At 51.6% G+C, this 19,642-nt stretch carries 20 protein-coding genes; 7 read left to right on the forward strand and 13 right to left on the reverse strand.

Annotated features, from left to right (window positions below; all coding sequences use genetic code 11):
* Nucleotides 1–9 precede the first annotated feature (9 nt).
* The 3 genes from RI563_RS05055 to RI563_RS05065 form a co-directional block, all read right to left on the reverse strand.
* Nucleotides 10–756 carry a peroxiredoxin-like family protein gene (locus RI563_RS05055; protein WP_310693264.1) on the reverse strand — a complete coding sequence of 249 codons (747 nt, stop codon included), beginning with the start codon at nucleotides 754–756 and terminating at the stop codon, nucleotides 10–12.
* 75 nt (nucleotides 757–831) lie between these two features.
* Entirely contained in the window at nucleotides 832–1,314 is a 483-nt protein-coding gene (dsrE2, locus tag RI563_RS05060) for a sulfur carrier protein DsrE2 (protein ID WP_310693265.1), read from the reverse strand.
* A gap of 16 nt (nucleotides 1,315–1,330) precedes the next feature.
* On the reverse strand, nucleotides 1,331–1,555 hold the full coding sequence (locus RI563_RS05065) for a sulfurtransferase TusA family protein (protein ID WP_310693266.1): 225 nt from the start codon (nucleotides 1,553–1,555) through the stop codon (nucleotides 1,331–1,333).
* A 270-nt stretch (nucleotides 1,556–1,825) separates the two neighbouring features.
* On the opposite strand from RI563_RS05065, the gene RI563_RS05070 reads away from it, so the two are divergent.
* Nucleotides 1,826–2,623, forward strand: a complete 798-nt coding sequence (locus tag RI563_RS05070; protein WP_310693267.1) for a transglutaminase family protein — start codon at nucleotides 1,826–1,828, stop codon at nucleotides 2,621–2,623.
* 140 nt (nucleotides 2,624–2,763) lie between these two features.
* The gene (locus tag RI563_RS05075; protein WP_310693268.1) at nucleotides 2,764–3,081 is read left to right on the forward strand and encodes a hypothetical protein; all 318 of its coding nucleotides are present in this window, start codon (nucleotides 2,764–2,766) and stop codon (nucleotides 3,079–3,081) included.
* Between the two features lie 91 nt (nucleotides 3,082–3,172).
* Here the strand turns inward: RI563_RS05075 and RI563_RS05080 are convergent, their stop codons facing one another.
* The 3 genes from RI563_RS05080 to RI563_RS05090 form a co-directional block, all read right to left on the reverse strand.
* Nucleotides 3,173–4,111, reverse strand: a complete 939-nt coding sequence (locus RI563_RS05080; protein WP_310693269.1) for a lipase family protein — start codon at nucleotides 4,109–4,111, stop codon at nucleotides 3,173–3,175.
* Nucleotides 4,112–4,156: 45 nt separating this feature from the next.
* Nucleotides 4,157–4,954, reverse strand: coding sequence for a hypothetical protein (locus tag RI563_RS05085; protein WP_310693270.1), 798 nt, complete (start codon nucleotides 4,952–4,954; stop codon nucleotides 4,157–4,159).
* 194 nt (nucleotides 4,955–5,148) lie between these two features.
* A complete protein-coding gene (locus RI563_RS05090; protein ID WP_310693271.1) occupies nucleotides 5,149–5,988 on the reverse strand; it encodes a phosphate/phosphite/phosphonate ABC transporter substrate-binding protein in 840 nt (279 codons plus the stop codon).
* 584 nt (nucleotides 5,989–6,572) lie between these two features.
* On the opposite strand from RI563_RS05090, the gene cysC reads away from it, so the two are divergent.
* The 3 genes from cysC to RI563_RS05105 all read left to right on the forward strand — a co-directional run bounded on the left by cysC (nucleotide 6,573) and on the right by RI563_RS05105 (nucleotide 9,595).
* Nucleotides 6,573–7,211: an adenylyl-sulfate kinase gene (gene cysC, locus RI563_RS05095; protein ID WP_310693272.1), complete on the forward strand. Its 639-nt coding sequence runs from the start codon at nucleotides 6,573–6,575 to the stop codon at nucleotides 7,209–7,211.
* Between the two features lie 77 nt (nucleotides 7,212–7,288).
* Nucleotides 7,289–8,566: a chromate efflux transporter gene (gene chrA / locus RI563_RS05100; protein WP_310693273.1), complete on the forward strand. Its 1,278-nt coding sequence runs from the start codon at nucleotides 7,289–7,291 to the stop codon at nucleotides 8,564–8,566.
* A 21-nt stretch (nucleotides 8,567–8,587) separates the two neighbouring features.
* The gene (locus RI563_RS05105; protein ID WP_310693274.1) at nucleotides 8,588–9,595 is read left to right on the forward strand and encodes a sulfotransferase; all 1,008 of its coding nucleotides are present in this window, start codon (nucleotides 8,588–8,590) and stop codon (nucleotides 9,593–9,595) included.
* Between the two features lie 159 nt (nucleotides 9,596–9,754).
* On the opposite strand, the gene RI563_RS05110 is transcribed toward RI563_RS05105, so the two are convergent.
* The 6 genes from RI563_RS05110 to RI563_RS05135 form a co-directional block, all read right to left on the reverse strand.
* The gene (locus RI563_RS05110; RefSeq protein WP_310693275.1) at nucleotides 9,755–10,981 is read right to left on the reverse strand and encodes an OmpP1/FadL family transporter; all 1,227 of its coding nucleotides are present in this window, start codon (nucleotides 10,979–10,981) and stop codon (nucleotides 9,755–9,757) included.
* 230 nt (nucleotides 10,982–11,211) lie between these two features.
* On the reverse strand, nucleotides 11,212–12,381 hold the full coding sequence (locus RI563_RS05115) for an MFS transporter (RefSeq protein WP_310693276.1): 1,170 nt from the start codon (nucleotides 12,379–12,381) through the stop codon (nucleotides 11,212–11,214).
* 95 nt (nucleotides 12,382–12,476) lie between these two features.
* Nucleotides 12,477–13,697 (reverse strand): HDOD domain-containing protein, encoded by a 1,221-nt coding sequence (locus RI563_RS05120; protein WP_310693277.1) that lies wholly within the window; start codon nucleotides 13,695–13,697, stop codon nucleotides 12,477–12,479.
* A gap of 231 nt (nucleotides 13,698–13,928) precedes the next feature.
* Nucleotides 13,929–14,261, reverse strand: coding sequence for a TusE/DsrC/DsvC family sulfur relay protein (locus RI563_RS05125; RefSeq protein WP_310693278.1), 333 nt, complete (start codon nucleotides 14,259–14,261; stop codon nucleotides 13,929–13,931).
* Nucleotides 14,262–14,496: 235 nt separating this feature from the next.
* Entirely contained in the window at nucleotides 14,497–15,072 is a 576-nt protein-coding gene (locus RI563_RS05130; protein ID WP_310693279.1) for a chalcone isomerase family protein, read from the reverse strand.
* Between the two features lie 122 nt (nucleotides 15,073–15,194).
* On the reverse strand, nucleotides 15,195–16,019 hold the full coding sequence (locus RI563_RS05135; RefSeq protein ID WP_411293565.1) for a sirohydrochlorin chelatase: 825 nt from the start codon (nucleotides 16,017–16,019) through the stop codon (nucleotides 15,195–15,197).
* Nucleotides 16,020–16,240: 221 nt separating this feature from the next.
* Here RI563_RS05135 and RI563_RS05140 point away from each other — a divergent pair, with 221 nt between their 5' ends.
* Nucleotides 16,241–16,801, forward strand: coding sequence for a DedA family protein (locus RI563_RS05140; protein WP_310693281.1), 561 nt, complete (start codon nucleotides 16,241–16,243; stop codon nucleotides 16,799–16,801).
* A gap of 4 nt (nucleotides 16,802–16,805) precedes the next feature.
* Here the strand turns inward: RI563_RS05140 and RI563_RS05145 are convergent, their stop codons facing one another.
* Nucleotides 16,806–18,050 (reverse strand): EAL and HDOD domain-containing protein, encoded by a 1,245-nt coding sequence (locus RI563_RS05145; RefSeq protein WP_310693282.1) that lies wholly within the window; start codon nucleotides 18,048–18,050, stop codon nucleotides 16,806–16,808.
* A 255-nt stretch (nucleotides 18,051–18,305) separates the two neighbouring features.
* Between RI563_RS05145 and RI563_RS05150 the strand changes: the two genes are divergently transcribed.
* Complete coding sequence (locus RI563_RS05150; RefSeq protein ID WP_310693283.1) at nucleotides 18,306–19,373, forward strand: thioredoxin family protein; 1,068 nt, start codon at nucleotides 18,306–18,308, stop codon at nucleotides 19,371–19,373.
* Nucleotides 19,374–19,642: the final 269 nt, after the last annotated feature.

Here is a 19,642-nt window from a genome sequence, read left to right on the forward strand (position 1 = left end):
CCGTAACAGTTAAAGCGGTTTCAGAGCCTCGACAATCGCGGCCGGTTCCATCCGTTCCTTGTAGTTCACATCGGCGGCGCCCGCCAGGATCACACCATCGCGGTCGATAATATAAGTGGCCGGCACCGGCAGCACATAGCGGCCATCGCCGTTATAATCGGCCAGATCGAGTCCGAAATTACGCCGGTAGACATCAACCAGCTCCATCGGCACCTCAAAATAGAGGTTGTAGGCTTTCATCACCGAACTATCCAGATCGCTCAGAATCTCGAACGGATAATCGTCTTCCTTGACCTGTTCCAGCGACTTGTCCGGCTTCTGCGGTGTTACAGTGATCAACTGCGCGCCCTCGGCTTCGATCGCCGGCAGGCTTTCGCGCAGGGTATGCAGTTGAAGATTGCAGTAAGGACACCAGGCGCCGCGATAGAAAACGAGCACGACCGGCCCGTTTTCCAGCTGCTCGTACAGGCTGACTGACTCGCCAAAGGCATTGGGCAGGGTAAAGTCCGGTGCCTGCGCGCCCACCTCGAGTCCCGGATCCGGCATGCTGGCGGCCAGATCCTCACCGGCCTGTTGCATGATCTGCCGGTCTTCAGAACTCAGCTTGGGACCTTTCGCATTTTGCCGGCGTTTGTCTTCAAATTGCTCCCGCGCCTGTTCGTAGCTGGGGACGGATTCATCCGCCATCGCCACCGGTGGCATCGCCAGGGCAGCGAACAGGACGACAGGCAGTGCCACTTGATACCTCGTGCGCATAATTCATCCTTTTTAACGTCAATGTATTAACTGCCCGTCATTTGATGATGGGCAGTGCTTGTACTGAAGCCAGGCTCAGGTGAACAGGCAGATATCGGACTCGCCGGCGAATTCGAAGAACATCGCCGCGCCGCCATATTCAATACCGTCGATAAAACTGCTTTGTTCCATGTCAAACAGATCCACGGTCATCTGACAGGCAATCATTTTCACATCCGATTCAAGACACATCTCGCGCAAATCTTCCACACTGGCCACGCCCTTGCTCTTGAGTTTGCTTTTCATCATCGAGGTCATCATGGACTGCATGCCGGGGATCGCCGTACCCAGTACCGGGAACCATTTATCCATGCCCAGCGGCATCGGCATGCCGGGGTTACCCAGCGGCGAAACCTTCAAAGCCAGATCCCGGCGCAGCAGTTGCAGGCCGTAGAAAGTAAAGAATATCTGCACCTGATAACCCAGCGCCGCGGCGGTGGAAGCCAGAATAAACGGCGGATACGCCCAGTCCAGCGTGCCTTTGGTGGCGATAATCGCCAGTTTCTTTTCATCACTCATGGTTAACCTCCTGCCCTCAGGCCTTTTGAATCAAAAAGTGGAACGTCCCGTTTTCCTCTCGCGACTCCTGAAGTGCATTACCGGTTTGCTTGGCAAAGGCTTCAAAATCCTTGACCGAACCCGGATCGGTGGCCTCGATATGCAGCACCTGACCGGATTCCATTTGGGCAATCGACTTTTTGGCGCGCAGAATCGGTAGCGGACAGTTCAGACCTTTCGCATCCAGTTCCTGATCAGCCATAAAAACCTCCTTTCGTTGGATCCTTCGGTGAGAGCGTCATTCATGAATGATCGCTCAACAACTAACTTCACTGTAGCTATAGTTGAGCGATCATTCAAGTACTCAAAGGATATTTCCCAACCCTGAACCGCGATCCACAGGACAGAGCCGTGCCAGGAATACCATCAATTAAAGTAAGAAGTTAGCGATTGCTATCCCTGGAATACTCTCCCTGTTACGCTATTCAAAGGCGAGTCAATTCAGTCCGCCCAATCCGATTGAGGCTCCTGTATGTGGATGCGAACAACCTGCAATCTTGAGTTCCAGCTGGCCTATCCCACGCCGCTGATTCTTATGCTTCGTGCCCGCAGCGGGCTGTGGCAGTGGATCGCCCGGGAAAGTTATACCTTTGCCCCCGTTGTGCCGGTAAAGGAGTATACGGATATCTTTGGTAACCTCTGCCAACGCCTGATTGCGCCGGCCGGGGAGTTTTACGTACGTACCTCCACCGATGTCATTACCCGTGACAACCTGGAAGAAGCCCCGGGCGGTGGCTTCGTCGAAATCCCCAATCTGCCCGACAATGTCCTCATGTACCTGCTGCCCAGCCGCTACTGTGAATCCGACAAGTTCGGCACTATGGCGAGGGAAATAGTAGAGAGGCTGCCGCTGGGCTACGATCAGGTTGCCCGGATTACCCAATGGCTACGCGAATCGATTCGCTATGCACCGGGAACCAGCGCATTTCCGCTTTCGGCAGCCGAGGTCAATCTGCAGGGCGAGGGGGTTTGCCGGGATCTTTCTCATCTGGGCATTGCCCTTTGCCGCGCGCTCAGTATCCCCGCACGCCTGGTGGTGGGCTATCTGCATGCACTGGAACCAATGGATATGCATGCCTGGTTCGAGGCCTATGTGGACAACCACTGGTACACCTTCGATCCGACCGAAAGTACGTTGCGCGGCGGCCGTCTCGCCGTGGCCTATGGCCGCGATGCGGCGGATGTGGCGATCTACACCCAGTTCGGCCCGCCGGCCACTTTCAGCGATATGCAGGTCAGTGTCGAGTTGCTTGATACGCCACCGGGTTAATACCGACACCCCAAATCGCCGATATATCGCCAGACACCGGACCTGTCTCCCAGGCGGTTCCACACTGCATTGCCGAGCGTATTCAGCCTCAATTCAGTTCCCCCTGATAGGCTGCAGGCAAATTCAGTGAGGAAGTCACCATGCTTTATACGATTGAAGTCGACCTCGACTATGATAATCATCCCCATAACGAAGTCCACGACATCTGGAACAGGTTGCGTCGCGTATTGTTGGCGGCCGGTTTTCACAGTGACGGGCGTCGTTTTACCATCAATCTGCCACCCACAAAGGCCCGTCAGCTTGCGCGCCGTAGCATGGAGCGACTGGAACACAACTTGTGCAAAGAAAGCAGGAGCCTGTATCGCTATGTTCGGGAATTCTATGGCTATCCCACAACCTGTGCCGACAACCTCCTGTTACCGCCGGCCTGTGCCATTGAAGTGCACCACGATGCCTGATAAAACCTGACTGCCCCCGCACCACGGTAATTCAATTAGTAATCCGTATGTTAGCAAGAATGCCAAAGGCATAAAGGTACTATAATTAGTGTTACTCCATGGTACGCCCCTCTTTTGGCGCACCGTTAAACAGGTTGAACAGGTTTAAATCGAGTTCAAAAGATTCACGCCTTGCAACAGGCAGTTTGGATTCCAGGAGAGACAAGTAATATCTCATCTGATGGTTTTTCAGGTTACTTTCGGAAGGTAGCTGCCTGGTGAATCCAATAACACGCAACATACTGTCAGTCGCATCCAGAATCGCATAGCGATCATCAGCAAGCAGAATCACTTCCATGCCAATATGCCAGTATATATCCAGATCGTTAATATCCATGGGATCCAGAGGCGGCACCAATGGCACAAGATCGTTGGAGGCGACCACACGGAGAATCTTAAGGTGTTTGAATTTTGCGGCCCCTGCAAGATTGGTCACCTTTGGCTGTCCAAAGGTGACAACCCGCATCACTTCGAACTGATCAATATCCAGGTACAGTGCAAGAATCAGGGCCACCGCACCTCCCAGGCTGTGACCAGTGGCGCTGACGGTGTAACCGGGCTTTAGTTGCGACTTGATTTCACGATATATTTTCTCAGCGGCCAGGGAGAATCCCCGATGCAGGCGGACGCCTGCATGTGCGTCAGTTACCAGCTTGACATCCATATCGAGCAACGTATTTTCAATATTGGATGTCCCTCTGACTACAACTACCTGAGATTTATCCTTATCGTTTCTCAATAAATAGAAGGTAACAGCGAGCTCTGGAATGGCGCCATGGTGGACGAGATGATACTGCTTTGAGCCACCAACCTCATCAACCCGCGATTTCCCCTGGTAGGAGGCTTGCGAAAAATCCGCATAATCTTTTATCAACGCGAAATCGACCGCAGGCTGTTCCGTACCTGATGCACTGGAAATCGCACCCATGGCACCCGAAACAACCAGAGCAAGCATCAGCGGCGTCAGTTTAACCAAACGGAGAAAAACCATTTTCAGTTTATGAGCTCCTGTGAGCTGCCATGAATTTTCGGCAAACTAATTTAATAAGCGCCTGAGCTTGTCTTCTGCCTTTTTCCTCTCTTCCTCAAGCTTGCTATCCGTCTCATTCTTCAACCTGGTCTTCTCTTCCTCCACCCGCGCTTTCGCGCCGGCCTTGAGCTTGTCCAGTTCGGCATCAATACCTTTTCTCCTGACCGCCTCTTTCGCGGCATCCATCAGTCGTTGCAATATTTCCCTGGCCAGCTGGGTCGGCGTAGCACCCTGGCGGCCCCCCAGGTTGGTCATATTAATATTGGGTAACTCAAGCTCGTAATTCTTTTCGAGAGGCGTCACTTTCGCATCAACCCGACCCTGCTCGAAGGTAAGTCGGCGGATTATCAGTCGCGGTTCCGCGGACGCCTTATCTGCAGGTTTATCTTGCTTTGCGGAAGGCTGACTGGCAGCAAGGTTCTTTTTCAGTTCGTTCAGATTGGTCTTGTTGTCCGCGTTGACTTCGAAGAAGACTTCAGGTTCACGCACCGTTATATGGTTAATCACATAAGGCTCTGCCCGGACCGATTTGAGCTCAATCCCGAGACCAGTCTCACCCAGGGTGATGGCATGTGGCAGTTCAAAGCCTTTTGGATTGGCGACCGTGAGTCCGAAGATGGCTCCATCGCCTTCGCGCAGCTTGATTCTCACCCTGTCTACCTGAACGGTAGTTTGCGTCGCCTGAGAGCCGTATTTTTCGATCGCCGCCTTGACGATAGAATCAAGGTTAGTCAGTACATAAATAATACCGGCAATAATCGCAATCACTACCAGGGTAACGAGGCCGAGCGTCACTTTTTTCATATAAAATCACCCAAATGAGCAGTGTTTGGCTTAGATTTAAAATCTCAACATAGCTGACCGAACAAGTACAATCAACACGTTACTTCGGAATCTACATTTGTTGGCGACTTTTATTACAGACGCTGGCTGGATGACCTGTCAAACACAATCTGTAGTAAGAGCCAGCCGGTTTTCTTTCTGGTAGCACTGATGCTTTAACGAACTGGATTGTTCGTGACAGCTTTCACATCTAATTCACGAATATCGTCCCAGTCACTATCTTGTGCGGTAACGATACCTTCAAATTCAACCCCGGCAAGCAACTCTCTGCCTTTGTCGGACTGTGACATCCTGACCATCGCTTTTTGCAACTGAAAGAGAAAATCGGGTTGCAGATCCGGGTGTGCGGCTATGGCATGTGGCGTATATTCTTTGGACTTCCACAAAACCCGCAACTGCTGACGTATAGAAGGACTGACCTGATCGAGGGTACGCATAATACCGCCACCGGCCGGATAATGACCGTAGGCAACACTGCGGTAAACCTTGTCGTGGGAACTCAAGTAATTCGCGCTATACGGAATTTCGGCCTGTTTGAGATGGGACCGGGTCAGAATGCTGGCGGCAAAAGCGTGCGGCGAGGGAAAGGCCAATGTCCGGTTGCCAAGCTCCGCAAGGTTGTTAAACGGCGCGTCTCGCTGTACCACCATAATTCCCTGAATACGCTCGTTTTTCTGTCGAGCGAAAGCCTGGTAGCCAACCTCTTCATGGGCCACCACATAATGATAGGGATTCATGTAAGCAATATCATAACGGCCATTGAACAGGCGCTCTTCAAATACCGGAATACTGGGCGCCGGCCTGAAAACCAGCCAGTAATCGGTTTCCTCGCTCAGATGACGCAGAATCGGATTCCATTGCCGGGACAGTACGGTGGAGGAATGCTGGGGTACGATACCGACAATCACGATTCTGGGCGCGCCTGCAATAAAGAGTACCAGGCCAATGGCGAGCAACAGTCCCACAAGGACGAGGTAACGTGCATAATGACGCATCAGGACTTCCGGCTTTGAGGATTGGGGGGTAGTTAAATGCTAACAAATCACCCTCACCGGGAAAAGGGATTACAGACCGGCATCGCACACGGGCATTCGGGATCTGTAGCTACGATGACATGACACAAACGAGCACCTTCTCACCCTTCTGACGACGGGCGTAGTAGCCACCGGGTTGCTCCTCACTCTTTGCATGATATTGATATATTAATGTTTTTCTATTGAGCTGGCGCAAAAATGCCGCCATAAACCCCCTGTTGCTAAAAACCCCACAATTCACCTCATTACTGGACTGGTTCCCTGCAGCTCTGACTCTAAATCTGCAGGGAAATATTGGCTATTAATTAAACACCTCCGTTCAGACGACCTGCTCTGTTCCAGATTGATGATCCCGATACAAACGAAGTGGCAATCCATTGTGACCGTTCCGGCATAACTACGACCAAATACTGCGAGCAGGGTCACAGTTTTCGTCCTTACCAGTCACACAAAGATCCGGTTAGCTTACCTAGACTTGTTCCAGAGCAGGGAACGCGGGCCCCCCACGCGACTCTCGTACCGGCCACAAGCAACAGAGGATGTGAATGATGGATTGCGTAGTTAAGAAAGAAGCGGTCAGCCCGCTCCAAACCCAGAACAATATTTTCCCCGATGGTAGCAAAATCTCACGCCTGCAACGTAACGAGCGGTTCGGGCATCAAAGCGGTGTATTGTGGCTGACCGGCTTGTCCGGTTCGGGCAAATCCACCATTGCCACTGGCGTTGAAAAATTATTATTCAAATACGGTTATCTGGTCTCCATTCTCGATGGCGATACAGTGCGCTCCGGATTGAACTCGGACCTCGACTTTTCCGTTGAAGGCCGGCAGGAAAATCTGCGTCGGGTCGCGGAAGTCGCCTCCTTGTTTGCCAGTTCGGGGCACATTGTGCTGTCTACTTTGATTTCACCACAACAGCAGACCCGGGATTTCGTCAAACAGGTCGTCAGTCATAATTTTCATACGATATACATCAAGGCGGATATCGAAGACTGTATCGATCGCGATCCAAAGGGGCTCTATAAGAAAGCCATGGCCGGCGGAATCGAACATTTCACCGGCATCGGCCAGTCATATGAGCCCCCGCCGAACCCGGATTTACTGATCGATACCAGCAAGCATGACACTGAAACCTGTCAGATGATGCTCAAAGATTACATCATTGAGCATTTTTTTCTTAAGTAAATCTTTTAAAAACAAGCATCAGCAACCCGGCTTCTTGAAGCCGGGCTCATTTTTTGACAAGCAACAAGGGAAGGATTATGCGCAAGGTGACTGAACCACAGACACCAACCGGTATTGAAACAGACTCACCCATAACACAAGACCGTGACAATGTATCACTGGCATTTCTGTTCTGGACATTCCTGAAGATTGGCAGTGTCGCCTTTGGCGGTTTTATGGCACTGATTTCCGTTGTCGAAACCATTATCGTACAACGGCACAAGCTGCTACAGCACAAGGAAATGCTGGATGGGATTTCCCTGGCCAATCTGTTACCCGGGCCGATGGCGGTCAATGTCGTGGCATTTGTCGGTTATCGCCTGCGTGGTCCGCTTGGCGCTCTGGTGAGCGCCACTGCCGTGATCCTCCCTTCGTTTTTCCTGCTTCTGGCCCTCAGCTATCTGTATTTCAATTATGGCCAGGTTCCTGGTGTACAAAAAGCCTTTCAGGGTTTTATCCCGGCAGTGGCTGCTATTGTTTTAAGCGTGGTCTGGCGCATGGGCCAGAAAACCATAACCGGCCTGCCCGAACTCGTTCTGGCCGCGATCGCCGCCACAGTCATGTTCCTGACTCCGAATGAATACAAGGTCTACGCCCCGATTACACTCATTGCCCTGTTTGCCCTGATCGGACACCGTCTGTTCATTAATAAGGTCGGGGATAATGCCGGCAGTGAAACACCCGGCCGGCCCGTTTCTCTGAAGAAACTCGGCATAACCCTCGCCCTCCTTGGTTCACTGGTGGCCCTCTGGTTCGTCCCGCTGCCGCTGGAGCGCGACAGTCTGCTGCTGCTGACTCTGACTTTCGCCAGTATGAGCCTGATTCTTTTCGGTGGCGGATTTGTTTTCATCCCGATCATCGGCAGCATCGTGGTACTGGACTACAGCTGGGTCACCCAGCAGGAATTTACCGATGGCATTGCCATGGGCCAGATTACACCCGGCCCGATTCTGATAAGTGCAACGTTCATCGGTTACAAGGTGGCTGACTTTACCGGCGCACTGCTTGCCACCATCGCCATTTTCACTCCCCCGGCCATTCTCATGGTCACGGCTTCGCAGGCACTGGACTTTATCCAGCGCTCTCGCGTTACGCGGGCGGCCATGCGTGGCATCCACTGTGGTGTCATCGGCATGATTCTGGTTGCCGCCTACGTCATTCTCAAACCCGCGCTGCCAACGGCGGAACTGGACGTGGCCAGTATATGGCCGACGGCACTTATCTTCATCGCCTCGTTAATCGCGTTATTACGCTTCAAACTCGATGTGGTGTGGATAATCCCTGCTGCCGGACTGTTTGGCTATCTGTTTTATTAACCTGCACTACAAGGAGTAGTTATGATGGATTCAATTTTCATGGTCGGCGAGCAACGCTCTGGTTCCAACCTGTTACGTCTCATCCTTAACGAATCCGGCGAGATTGCCGGCCCACACCCTCCGCATATCCTGCAGCGCTTCATGCCTCTGCTGGATTTGTTCGGCGATCTGAGTGATGAGAAAAACTTCATGAAGCTTATCGACAGCGTCTGCAAGCTGGTCGAGTTCAATCCGGTGCCCTGGGAAAGCGTCATCCTGGATCGCGATGACATTCGTCGCCGTTGCCGGGAAAACAGTCTGACCGCAGTTTTCGGTGCCGTCATGGATGCTTATGCCGAAGCCCGCAATGCACGCGGCTGGATCTGCAAAAGCATGCAAAACATCCGCTGGGCCGAACAGCTCGACAACTACTTCCCTAATCCGAAGTATGTCTATCTGCATCGCGACCCTCGCGACGTCACATTGTCATTCATGAAAGCCGTGATTGGCGACAAACACCCCTACTTCATCGCACAGCAATGGGCGGAACTGCAGCGGCTATGCCTGGCTGAACGCGATCGCATCGGTCCTGCTCATTTCTTCCGCCTGGGTTACGAGGAATTGACCGCCTCGCCTCGTGAAATCGTCGAGCAGTTATGTACTTTTCTGGATATTCAGTTCAAGGAAGATATGCTGGCTTTCCATAACTCCAGCGAGGCCAAGAACGCTGCTGGCTCCAGCACACTCTGGCAAAATGTCGTACAGCCCATCATGGCGACCAATTCCAGAAAATTCGTCAAGGAAATGTCCGAAGACGATATCCGGATTATTGAATCCGTCGCCGGTGATGTTATGGATGAACTGGGTTACGAGCGGCTTCACGTCAAACCCGGAGAGGAAATTCAGTTCGATGAAGCGACCATAGAGCAATTTCGGCAGGAAAATGACACGCTGCTCAAGGAAGCGACCAGCAGGACCGATCCGGAAGATCTGCGTCGTCGCCAGCAACAAGCCAGGGTCATCGACGAAATTCGCTCCATGGCCAGCTAATCAGTAAAAACGTACACTAATAACAATTACATCTCGATGTTTAAACACCCGGCTCTGCCGGGTTATTTTTTGTTCACTCGAAATGTGCTGAACTTGCTCTGCTGACTGTCCCGGACATCCGCAGGTGATTGCACGGATATCCGGGCCACAAACACAAACTCAGAACCGGTAACCGATATTGAATCCGAAGGATTGCTCGGCAAGGCTGATCTTCGCCCCACTGGTGGAGTCGGTCAGGGTTTTCTCCGGCACTTCCATGTAATGCCAGGCCAGTTCCCAGTGATTATTCAGCAATACATTCATACCGACCGTATAGTGGGTTTCGACGATCGCTGGCAGCAGCAGGTTTTGCCCCGCCTGGCTATCCCCGAACGGCGATTCGGCGTAGTTATAGCCGGCACGCAGGGTCACCCGCTCACTGAGACCGTAGGCAACGCCCAGGGCATAGACGGTCTGATCATCCCAGCCCGGGTCCATCGGGAATGATCCGCCGGGGCCAGTGACCGACAGCTTGTCCATGGTATCGGACCAGTTAATCCACTTGAGGTCCGCCGAAACGGTCAGGCTGTCATTGGCCTGGTATGCCAGACCGACAGCCGCCTGTTGCGGGAAATCGAGATCCAGCTTGTAGGTGCCGGCGGCAAAGTCATTACCATTACTTCTGATATCCCCCTCGGCCAGCTGATATTCCATCGGGCTGAAATGCTGCTTGGACTTGTAGTTAAAGCCCACCGTCAGCTGATCGTTCACGTCGTACAGCAGCCCTACCCCGAAACCGAGGCCGAAACCACTGGCGCCACGGGCCAGATCAAAATTGATGTCCCGGTATGAGTCCCGCTGTTTAAACGCCACGGATTGATAATCCAGGTTCAGGGTCACACCCACGCTGTAGCGCTCATTCACGTTCCAGGCAAAACCGGGAGCCATCTGCCAGAAGGAGACATTGCTGTAACCGTCCCAGTCCTGACCGGTCATCGTGGTAGTCGGCGCGTAATCCACACCCATGCCGGAGGTGCCGTACATCCCGCCACCGAAATAGACCTCGCTGCCCTCGGAAGTCGGCGCGGTCCAGCCGATGGCCGGCACGCCATAGATATCGACGGCACTGTCCGCCACATCGCCCCCCGGGGCGGCGGTGAAATCGACCGAACGGTCCGGCATGAAGGCTTCCATGGAAAAATCGGCCCGGGCACCGACCCGCGCCATACCGGCCGGGTTAGAGACAGCGGTCATGGCGCTGCCGGGATTGGCGGTGACGGCCCCGCCGAGGCTCTTCTGATAGCTGCCGATGCCGATCAGCTGGTAACCATTGGTCGCATGGGCGGAAATAGAAACAAAAGCGCTCGCCAGCACGGCGATCCGCAGGGAGTTGCAGGTAGGTTTCATAACAGACTCACTATTTTCTTATTAACAACAACAAGTTACCTCCCTGGTAACTCACAACCGCCCGGGCCGGGCAGCGCGCATGGTACCTCAAGATGCTTAGAAATTGAAAATATTCTAATAAGCTTACTTATTAAAGGGGGAGTTCCCTCGCTCCGGGAACAGGTGAGTTAGCGGGCTAAAGCCGCTACCTCAGGCCCTGTAGGCCTGAACAAACTGATCCGGGATCCGGGTCATGCTCGTGACCAGCGCAGGGCCAAGGGTAGAAACAGCAGGGCGCAGAGCACCTCCAGACCGCCGATGACAAGAAATGCCATGGGATAGGCCGGCAAGGAGGTTTGGCTGAACCACGCCAGCAGAGCCCCGCCGGCGAGCGGCCCCAGCACAAACCCGAGCGAGCCGGCGAAGTTAAAACCGCTCATCGCCAGCGCCCTGTGCTGAGGTCGGGCAAGCTCGGCCACCAGCACCAGCGACGGCGCATACATCAGCGACGCGGTCACGCCGCCGGCAAACATCAACCAGGGAATCGCATTCGCGGAAGCAAAACCGATCGCGGTGAGCATGATCCCGTAGGCCGCACTCCCCCCCAGCATCATCAAAAAGGGGTTCCAGCGTTGCGACAACAATCCGGCCGGATAGGTCAGCAGGGAAAAGGGAATCAGAAACAGCGCCATGATCAAACCGATTACGGCCGCACCCAGCCCGATCACACTGCTCAGATAGAGCGACAGGGTGGAGACGATAAAACCCACAGTGAGACGATCCACGAAAGTGAAAACATACGGTAAAAACAGCCGGCGATTTTGCGGCAAGGCACGCAGTAACTTGCCCAGCCGGCTGTGTCCATGTTGTGGTGGTTTTTCCTGTAACAGCAGCAGGGCAAACAGGGTCAGTCCGACCAGCAGCAGAAAACCGGACTGCAAAACCCGTTCGGCGCCCCATTGCTCACCAATCAACCCGCCGAGCGGGGCACCACTGGCTACCCCCAGACCCAGTGAGGCACCAACCAGCCCCATGACCGTACCAGTGCCGCGTTGCCGTGCCTGGTCCACTGCCAGCGCCATCAAAAGGCTCAGGCTGGTAATGTGCATGCAACCTTCGAAAAAACGCCATAACAGGTAAACCGAATAGTCCCAGCTCAATGTCAGCATAAACAGGGACAACGCATTGAGAGCGAGTGCCATAACGATGATCGGCTTGCGTCGCCGCCACCAGTCAGAAAGCAAACCAGCAATCGGCGCGAAAACCAGCGCTCCAAGCATGTTCGCTGACATGAACAGATGCTGTTCAAACTCTCCCAGACCAGAATAACGCCCCAGTGTCAGCTCGCGCAGCACCGGGACCATGGCCGTCACGGGTAGCATCAGAAGGTAAAGTGTAAGAACAATTGGTAATAGAGGCATGAAATGGCGACATTACTAAAAGAGATGGAATGTGAACTCATTGCAGAATCATAAAGGCAGAGAGTGTGTACATCGATACTCAGAATATTACTGGTTCACGCCAGCAGACTGATGACTTCGTTAACTTCACTTTTTGCCTGCCTGACAAGCTGTAGTGGATCAATTCTGTTCAACCCCAGACGCTCAAAGGCAGGAAGCTGGTTAAGCGGCGGGGAATCGAGTTTAACCCCACCTAACAGGGCACAATGTAACTGGGCAACCTGAATTACATCGCAATAGTCAGGAGAAGCCGGTTCCCGTTGCCAGTTTTCAGATTCGCTCGCAACTGTGGCCAGTTCGGGATCAAATTCCCAGTGCTCCAGGAGCCGTTTTCCCATTCCCGGGCCAAACTCTCGAAGCATGGTCTCCAGCAAGTCCGGATTGCTTTCGAATGTTTCGCGTTTATCCGCCTGAATCAACAGCGGCAGAACGCCTATGTCATGCAAAAGACCGGCGAGAAAGGCGTAATCTGAATCGAACTCTTCCAGAATAGAACACAAAGTATGTGCAATAGCACCGACACGGATACTATGGAGATAAAACCGCCTCATTCTTTTTCTGATATCATGTCCACGCGGTGCATAAAGATCGCGTAGCACAACACTCATTACAATGGTATAAATACTATTAAAACCAATTCGACTGACCGCGTCACGAATACTTTTTATATTATGGGAACCATAAAGTGCGCTATTGGCAACCTGAACAACACGGGCTGCCATTGCAGGGTCACCCTGCAAAAGTTCGACCACTGAGTCAGTGGAAAGCTCATCACCATCAAGCCCTTTGTAAATTCTACGAGCTATTTCCGGCAGACTCGGCAGATCCACTTCTTTGTGATTGAAAGTACCATTGACCTCCCTGATCAGACTTGACTCATCATCCTGCATATACTCTTCAACCTGAATACCACTGTCACGCTTCTCGTTTTTTCGAGTCACGTATTTTTTATAGGTACTTTCATCCAGGGATAACAGTATCGAGTCACGGGTACATAAGGCATAAAGACCGTGGGTGTGAATACGGAACAGAGACAATTTTGCCCGGTCTGTTCCTTCGCTCACCATCCCCATAGGCTTGTTTTCTGCCAGCAGTTTAACCTCCCCCTCAATCAGATAAACATGCCGATCCAGATGCTCATCAGCGGGGAGTTTTTCGCCCTTGTACAGGCGCTCTATCCTGGCGCCGTGCGCGATATCAAGCAATCCAATATCACCGACGCCGTCAAGATCATCAAGAGAAAGCAAAAGCCTGACAACGGTTTTCTCATCCGCCATGTACCACTCACCACATTAAACAGGACAGGAGGGATTCTGTAAAAACAGATAACACAAGATTAATAGGGTCAATTATAAACCAATCGGTTCAGAGGCACCAACCGCGCTCAACAGATAATGTCGAATTAATTGACCGTTCAATGGAAGTGATAACAGCAAGCAGAGACAGTGGGTGAGACTTTTAACACCACTGCCTTTGATAAAGTAACAATTCGGGAACTTCTTCGAAATTCACATATCGCTTAGATATGACTTGGCTTCTTCACCCGGATTGGGCAATCCTGATATGCGCCAGGCATTGAGACAACTATGGAACAGATCGTGAATCCAGAATTTATCTTTACCCAGACGGTGACAAACCGTATTCATCGCGGGAGCGGCACCGAACTTTTTGAAATAGTCGCGCAGGCTGTAAATCACCAGCCAGTGATCATCGGTTAACGGAGTCACGTCCAGTTGTTGCGCTATGATATCGGCTGTCTCCTCCGACCACTGCTGCGGGTCGACAATCAAGCCGTCTTCATCCAGCTCGGGCATTATGGGAGTATTTATCGCAGCTGTCATATGGTCCCCCTTGCGGAATTCACCGCAGAACAGCGCGGGATATTACTTATTGGCTTGTCTCACCCCAAGTATAGACGAGTACAACGTTTATGCAGCCCTTTCTGACCTGCGTCCTCAATGCCATAATTTTGGTGATACTTTTAATATCAGGCCAAAGCATCGTGTTGACCGGCTGTCTCTTATGCCAATCATGCCGAGTTATACAGGACCACAATAGTGCATCGATTTGACAGAGCTAGTCTCTACCCAACATCCCCCTTTTCAGGCTGCCATCAACCGGTGAATCTCCGAGCCAGACAGACAGCAGTGCACGCTGAAAATCAGGGCTTTCGATATTCACCTTCTGGATACCATTGATTTCGACACGAGTCATATTATCCGGCAAAAAATCGATTACCACGACATCACCCTGTACCGTATCACCGAAAGCTGAATTGAATGTATTAATTTCATTATCAAGCTCTGCCAATTCAGCATCACTTGAATTATCTTCAAAACCTTCTCGCCAGGCAGACTGCATTTTCTTCTGTTCAATTTCGCTGTACAGAAAGTGCAGTATGACACGCTTTGGAGATGAATCCATAATGACTTCTATTGAATTTCCCGAACGTTCGGCGAGATATAACGCCCCCACATAGATATCAAAAAAGAACTTGCGACGCACACCCGCGCCATTGAGGACCAGCGTTATATCAGACCCGTCTTGCAGAACTGTCTCCGGGATTTCTACACCGTTAACATCCAGCGCTGTAACGGAAGTACTTGTGAGGCTTAATATTAGTGTCAATATATTCGCTGTTAATCCTTTCATGATACCTCCCGGACACAGGCTAGAGTCTTTGGCTAACCAGGTCTTGTCTTAAAACCAGGTTAGCTTACCCTCTTTTAAAAGCTGTATAGCAGACAAACATGGCATATTGACTGAACTTGTCATCACAGGCACTGTTCCGTTGTCGCGATTCGATCACGCAGGATATCGAGCAGCAATGGATGCTCGCAGATCAGAGGAGTAATGCGATAATTGAGTTGAGGATAATCTTTCACCACACTGTCACAGATTTCTTCCACGTCACCGCGCGGCCCGGCGTGGCGGCCCGGCAAAAAGAACAACATGGCCACGATCACACTGGTAACACCCTGCTCGGCCTGTTCACGTAACCAGTTTACGAGCAGCTCACCATTAAAATCATATTCCCTGCCTTCACGCCGCTCCATCACAGCCTGATCCACATTCAATGCATGCTGTTCCTTTAATAATCGGGCAATGCCCTGGCGAACTTCGGTGATTTTCGGGCTGGGTGAGCCGTGATCCACCAGCACGACATGGGTATCTGGCCCGGCTGTTTCGCGAGCCTGTCGGATGTGATCGAAGACAATCTGTCCAAGGCGTGATTCACCTTCCGGTAAAGGCCAGGTGACCGGTGCTAACTTGACACTCAAATCCGGATACTCCGATTGCAGCCTGGCCACCTCCTCGGGAATGAACGAGGTAATCGCCCGGCTCAGCCCGAAAAACAGGGGCAGCACTACAAACTCCCGCTCCCCCTCTTCCAGGTGTCCGCGCAGAAACTCGGAGAAAACCTTGGCCGGTGTACCGTCCAGCTGTTCGGCAGATATCGCATCCGCGTGCTGCAGCGAAACAGGATGAATCGTCTGGCCCGTATGTTTGCTCAACTGTGTGGCCAGGCAGCGCAAATACAATGTGGCATCAGGTTGTTTGGAACCATTATCAACAAGCAAATAAACCGACATAATCATGCAACCTATTGATCAAGATACCGTCATGTTACCAGCTCTGAGCAGCGTGCAAAGCGTTGCCTGTGAAAATTTGACCGGTTCGAAACAGACTACCGAACTCCCTGGATATCCCCGGTTTTTCCCCGGTCTTACCTGCTAAACTGGTGTATGCAACGGTTTCATACCCGATAGAAAACTCGTAATCTGTGCATGTATTACAGGATAATGGAGAAGCTTCCGGCATGACCCTTGAATCGGCAATCGCTACTTACGGCTATCTGGCCGTTATGCTTGGCATTTTTGTCGAGGGCGAGGCCATCGTCCTGACAGCCGGTTTCCTCGCCTACCAGGAAATACTGAAATTACACTGGGTCATGATCGCTTCCGTGTTCGGCTCGATTCTGACCTATCAGTTCTTTTTCCTGCTTGGTCGGCTGAAGGGTCGCCAGGTATTGAACCATCGCCCGGGCTGGCAATCACGGGTAAACCGTATTCGCTCACTGCTTGAGCGTCACGACACGCTTATTATTCTGGGCTATCGAGGGCTGTTTGGCTTGCGTGCCATCACCCCCTTTGCGCTGGGCATGACCAGTATCAGTTATCTGCGTTTTACCCTGCTGGATCTGATTCCCGCAACGATCTGGGGGATAGGTGTGTCCTGGGTCGGCTACGTACTGGGTAAAGGGGCAGATCAACTGCTGGTCAACCTGGAGGACTATCAGCTGTGGCTGGCCGGCGCGATGGTACTTGTTGGTATGCTGGTCGTTGGGCTCTATGCACGCCACCGGATGCGGTCCCCATAACATCTTACAATGTATCAATAATCATGTTGGACCAGGTTACGGCCTCGATATTGGCAATCAGGATATCCTCGGTTGACAGCCGGGCAAATTGCACATTTGACCAGTCTGCCACTTCATAGGCCATGACACAGCTCAGGGCCTCGCCCAGTTGCCCCTTGTGGTAAAGCAAGGCACTGGTAATTTCATCACTAAGCGGCAAAGGTTCCAGTAGTTTAGGAAGTGGCCGCTGCATCAACAGATCCAGGGCGGAAAACATACCGACTGTAAAATAACTGTCCGCAGGTTTGATACCGGCGGCATCGGCAAGCAGCTCGCACATTTTGGCCCGGGTCAGGGCAGTACGCAGTATCTCTGCAGGACGATCGTCAAGCTGGCTCAGCGCCAGCATCGATGCCCAGCCTGACAACTTGCGCCGACCTAGCAGCATAACCCCCTGTTGAACTGACTCGATTTTGCGCGGCAGGTTAAAAGCCGCCGAGTTGATCATTCTCAACAGCTTGTAACTGGTAGTCACATCCGTATTGATTGCCTCCGCCAGATCCTCATTTTCCGAGTCGGGATCATGTAATACCGCAAGCAAATTCATGATCGTCAACCGGTTGGTCGGCAGACTTTCGGAAGAAATTATCTGGGGGCGGCTGAGAAAATAACCCTGGAAATATTCAAAACCGAGGTTCGAGCAGAACAGAAACTCTTTGGGGGTTTCTATTTTCTCGGCCAGCAGGCTGGCCTGGTATTCTTTCAGATGAGTGACATGTTCCTGCACTTCGTCACGGGATAGTGCCTGAATATCGATCTTGATAATGTCCGCCAGGTGCAGAAGTGGAGCATGCGATGGTTTGTACAAGTAATCATCCAGCGCAATGGTATAGCCTGCTTTGGAAAGCCGGGTGACTGCGGCAACAAGTTGTGGCGTCACCTCGACATCTTCAAGTATTTCAAGAATCACGCTACCCGGTTGAAAGGGGATGCGACTCTCATCAAGCAGAAATTTTTCCGTCAAATTAATCGCTGCCAATTTGTTCAATACCAGGCGGTCCAGGCCGATCTCCATAAAGGTATTGATGATCGTGGTGGTGGTTGCCTTCTCGCCATCGAACTTTTCACCTGCACTATTCGTCTGACCCTGAGCCCTGTATAGCAGCTCATAAGCATAGACATTCAGTTTTCTGTCAAAAATTGGCTGGCGACCGACATAGACATTCGAGGGTGCTGCAACAGCGGAATCTTCTGCATTGTTACCTGGCATGCTCTGGGGGACCTGTAATATGGTTACTTGTATATCGGCATGCCCTGTCACTGCTTGAGCATCATCATTGTGATGCTAGCATAAATCCGCCAGACGAGGCCCATGGCCAGCCGGGTTGGCCGGCTGCAGTGACACATACGCAACCCAAACAACTCATGGACACTCTGGAGCAAGGTAGGGGTTTTCACTTACTATTACAGACAGGGACAGTAACAACTTGCCCCTAAAACCTGACAATGTCACTAAGGTAAAACAGTGAGCAATACACAGGCCGTAATGGCAAATACAAAACGACAGGTTTCTCTGGGCCTGTTACTACTGCTCTGTCTTGCCGGCGTTACCGACCTGCAGGCGCAAACAAATCAGATCAGCCGTTTCATAGACAAGCCACTGGAAGAACCGGTTTCAGTTCCCGACTGGTTCAAGCTCAGCTTTCTTGATCTTTACGATGATATTGATGAGGCAGTAGCCGATGGCAAGGACGGCCTGATTATTTACTTTGGCCAGAAATACTGCCCCTATTGCAAGGCACACATGCAGATAAACTGGGGAAATCCGGATATTGTCAAATACACACGAGAAAGATTTGACGTGATCGCTATTGATGTCAAAGGCTCTCGCAATATCACCACGGTCGATGGGCACGTCTACGAGGAAAAGGAATTTTCCGTACTACATAAAACCAACTTCACTCCTTCTCTGCTATTTTATAATGACAATAAAGAAATCGTTCTCAAACTGCAGGGTTATCACCCGCCCTACAGATTTCGCGCTGCGCTCGAATTTGTCAGTGACAGGCATTATGAAAAAGAAACATTTCGTGAATATCTTTCACGAGCCGAAATGGCCGATAGTTTCGGCAAGAACAAACTCAACAAGCACACGGCATTTATGCCTTCTCCCTATATACTTGATCGAAGCAAAATCCCTGCCGGCAGACCATTGGCTGTATTTTTCGAGCAGCCACGCTGTCACGCCTGTGATGTTCTGCACGCAGGACCATTGAGTAAAGACCTTATTACGGATGACCTAAAAAAAATGGATGTCGTCCAGCTGGATATGCAGTCTGAAACCCGACTCATTACCCCGGGGGGACGCAAGATAACCGCAGCTCAATGGGCACGCGAACTGGATCTGTATTATGCCCCTACCATCATATTCTTTGATGGACAGGGAAAAGAAATTTTGCGTATCAACTCGGTAGTCTGGTTGTATCGGCTTAAAAATATACTTGAATATATTTTATCAGACGCCCATAAAAAATTTGAAACATACCAGCTCTGGAGACAATACATAGGTCGCAAAAAATCGAGTATTGAGTAAAGCCGGTTTCTCCTGAGCATATACTGACAATAAAATCAGTAATGCACCTATATTGGTATCACCTGCGAGGAATATCGAGGCACGGCAGAACTCTCTGCCGTAAATACCATCGAACCCATTCCTCTAACAAGGGTTTGTGGGTGGAGTGTTTTTGTACAATATACCCTCCCTGTGCGACGGTCTTGCCTGCCATTCAAAGCGTCCGTTAGACTGTCAACAGGTTCAAAAAGCCTCTGTCTGAAGCGAGGAAACTCAAAAGCCCTTGCGCC

The sequence above is a fragment of the Thiohalophilus sp. genome, from assembly GCF_031581315.1.
Classification (GTDB): Bacteria; Pseudomonadota; Gammaproteobacteria; order UBA6429; family Thiohalophilaceae; genus Thiohalophilus.

Bases quoted from the DNA above. Each gene is read 5' to 3' on its own strand.
- RI563_RS05055 (WP_310693264.1), bottom strand. From the start codon at position 756: ATGCGCACGAGGTATCAAGTGGCACTGCCTGTCGTCCTGTTCGCTGCC.
- dsrE2 (WP_310693265.1), bottom strand. From the start codon at position 1,314: ATGAGTGATGAAAAGAAACTGGCGATTATCGCCACCAAAGGCACGCTG.
- RI563_RS05065 (WP_310693266.1), bottom strand. From the start codon at position 1,555: ATGGCTGATCAGGAACTGGATGCGAAAGGTCTGAACTGTCCGCTACCG.
- RI563_RS05070 (WP_310693267.1), top strand. From the start codon at position 1,826: ATGTGGATGCGAACAACCTGCAATCTTGAGTTCCAGCTGGCCTATCCC.
- RI563_RS05075 (WP_310693268.1), top strand. From the start codon at position 2,764: ATGCTTTATACGATTGAAGTCGACCTCGACTATGATAATCATCCCCAT.
- RI563_RS05080 (WP_310693269.1), bottom strand. From the start codon at position 4,111: ATGGTTTTTCTCCGTTTGGTTAAACTGACGCCGCTGATGCTTGCTCTG.
- RI563_RS05085 (WP_310693270.1), bottom strand. From the start codon at position 4,954: ATGAAAAAAGTGACGCTCGGCCTCGTTACCCTGGTAGTGATTGCGATT.
- RI563_RS05090 (WP_310693271.1), bottom strand. From the start codon at position 5,988: ATGCGTCATTATGCACGTTACCTCGTCCTTGTGGGACTGTTGCTCGCC.
- cysC (WP_310693272.1), top strand. From the start codon at position 6,573: ATGATGGATTGCGTAGTTAAGAAAGAAGCGGTCAGCCCGCTCCAAACC.
- chrA (WP_310693273.1), top strand. From the start codon at position 7,289: ATGCGCAAGGTGACTGAACCACAGACACCAACCGGTATTGAAACAGAC.
- RI563_RS05105 (WP_310693274.1), top strand. From the start codon at position 8,588: ATGATGGATTCAATTTTCATGGTCGGCGAGCAACGCTCTGGTTCCAAC.
- RI563_RS05110 (WP_310693275.1), bottom strand. From the start codon at position 10,981: ATGAAACCTACCTGCAACTCCCTGCGGATCGCCGTGCTGGCGAGCGCT.
- RI563_RS05115 (WP_310693276.1), bottom strand. From the start codon at position 12,381: ATGCCTCTATTACCAATTGTTCTTACACTTTACCTTCTGATGCTACCC.
- RI563_RS05120 (WP_310693277.1), bottom strand. From the start codon at position 13,697: ATGGCGGATGAGAAAACCGTTGTCAGGCTTTTGCTTTCTCTTGATGAT.
- RI563_RS05125 (WP_310693278.1), bottom strand. From the start codon at position 14,261: ATGACAGCTGCGATAAATACTCCCATAATGCCCGAGCTGGATGAAGAC.
- RI563_RS05130 (WP_310693279.1), bottom strand. From the start codon at position 15,072: ATGAAAGGATTAACAGCGAATATATTGACACTAATATTAAGCCTCACA.
- RI563_RS05135 (WP_411293565.1), bottom strand. From the start codon at position 16,019: ATGATTATGTCGGTTTATTTGCTTGTTGATAATGGTTCCAAACAACCT.
- RI563_RS05140 (WP_310693281.1), top strand. From the start codon at position 16,241: ATGACCCTTGAATCGGCAATCGCTACTTACGGCTATCTGGCCGTTATG.
- RI563_RS05145 (WP_310693282.1), bottom strand. From the start codon at position 18,050: ATGCCAGGTAACAATGCAGAAGATTCCGCTGTTGCAGCACCCTCGAAT.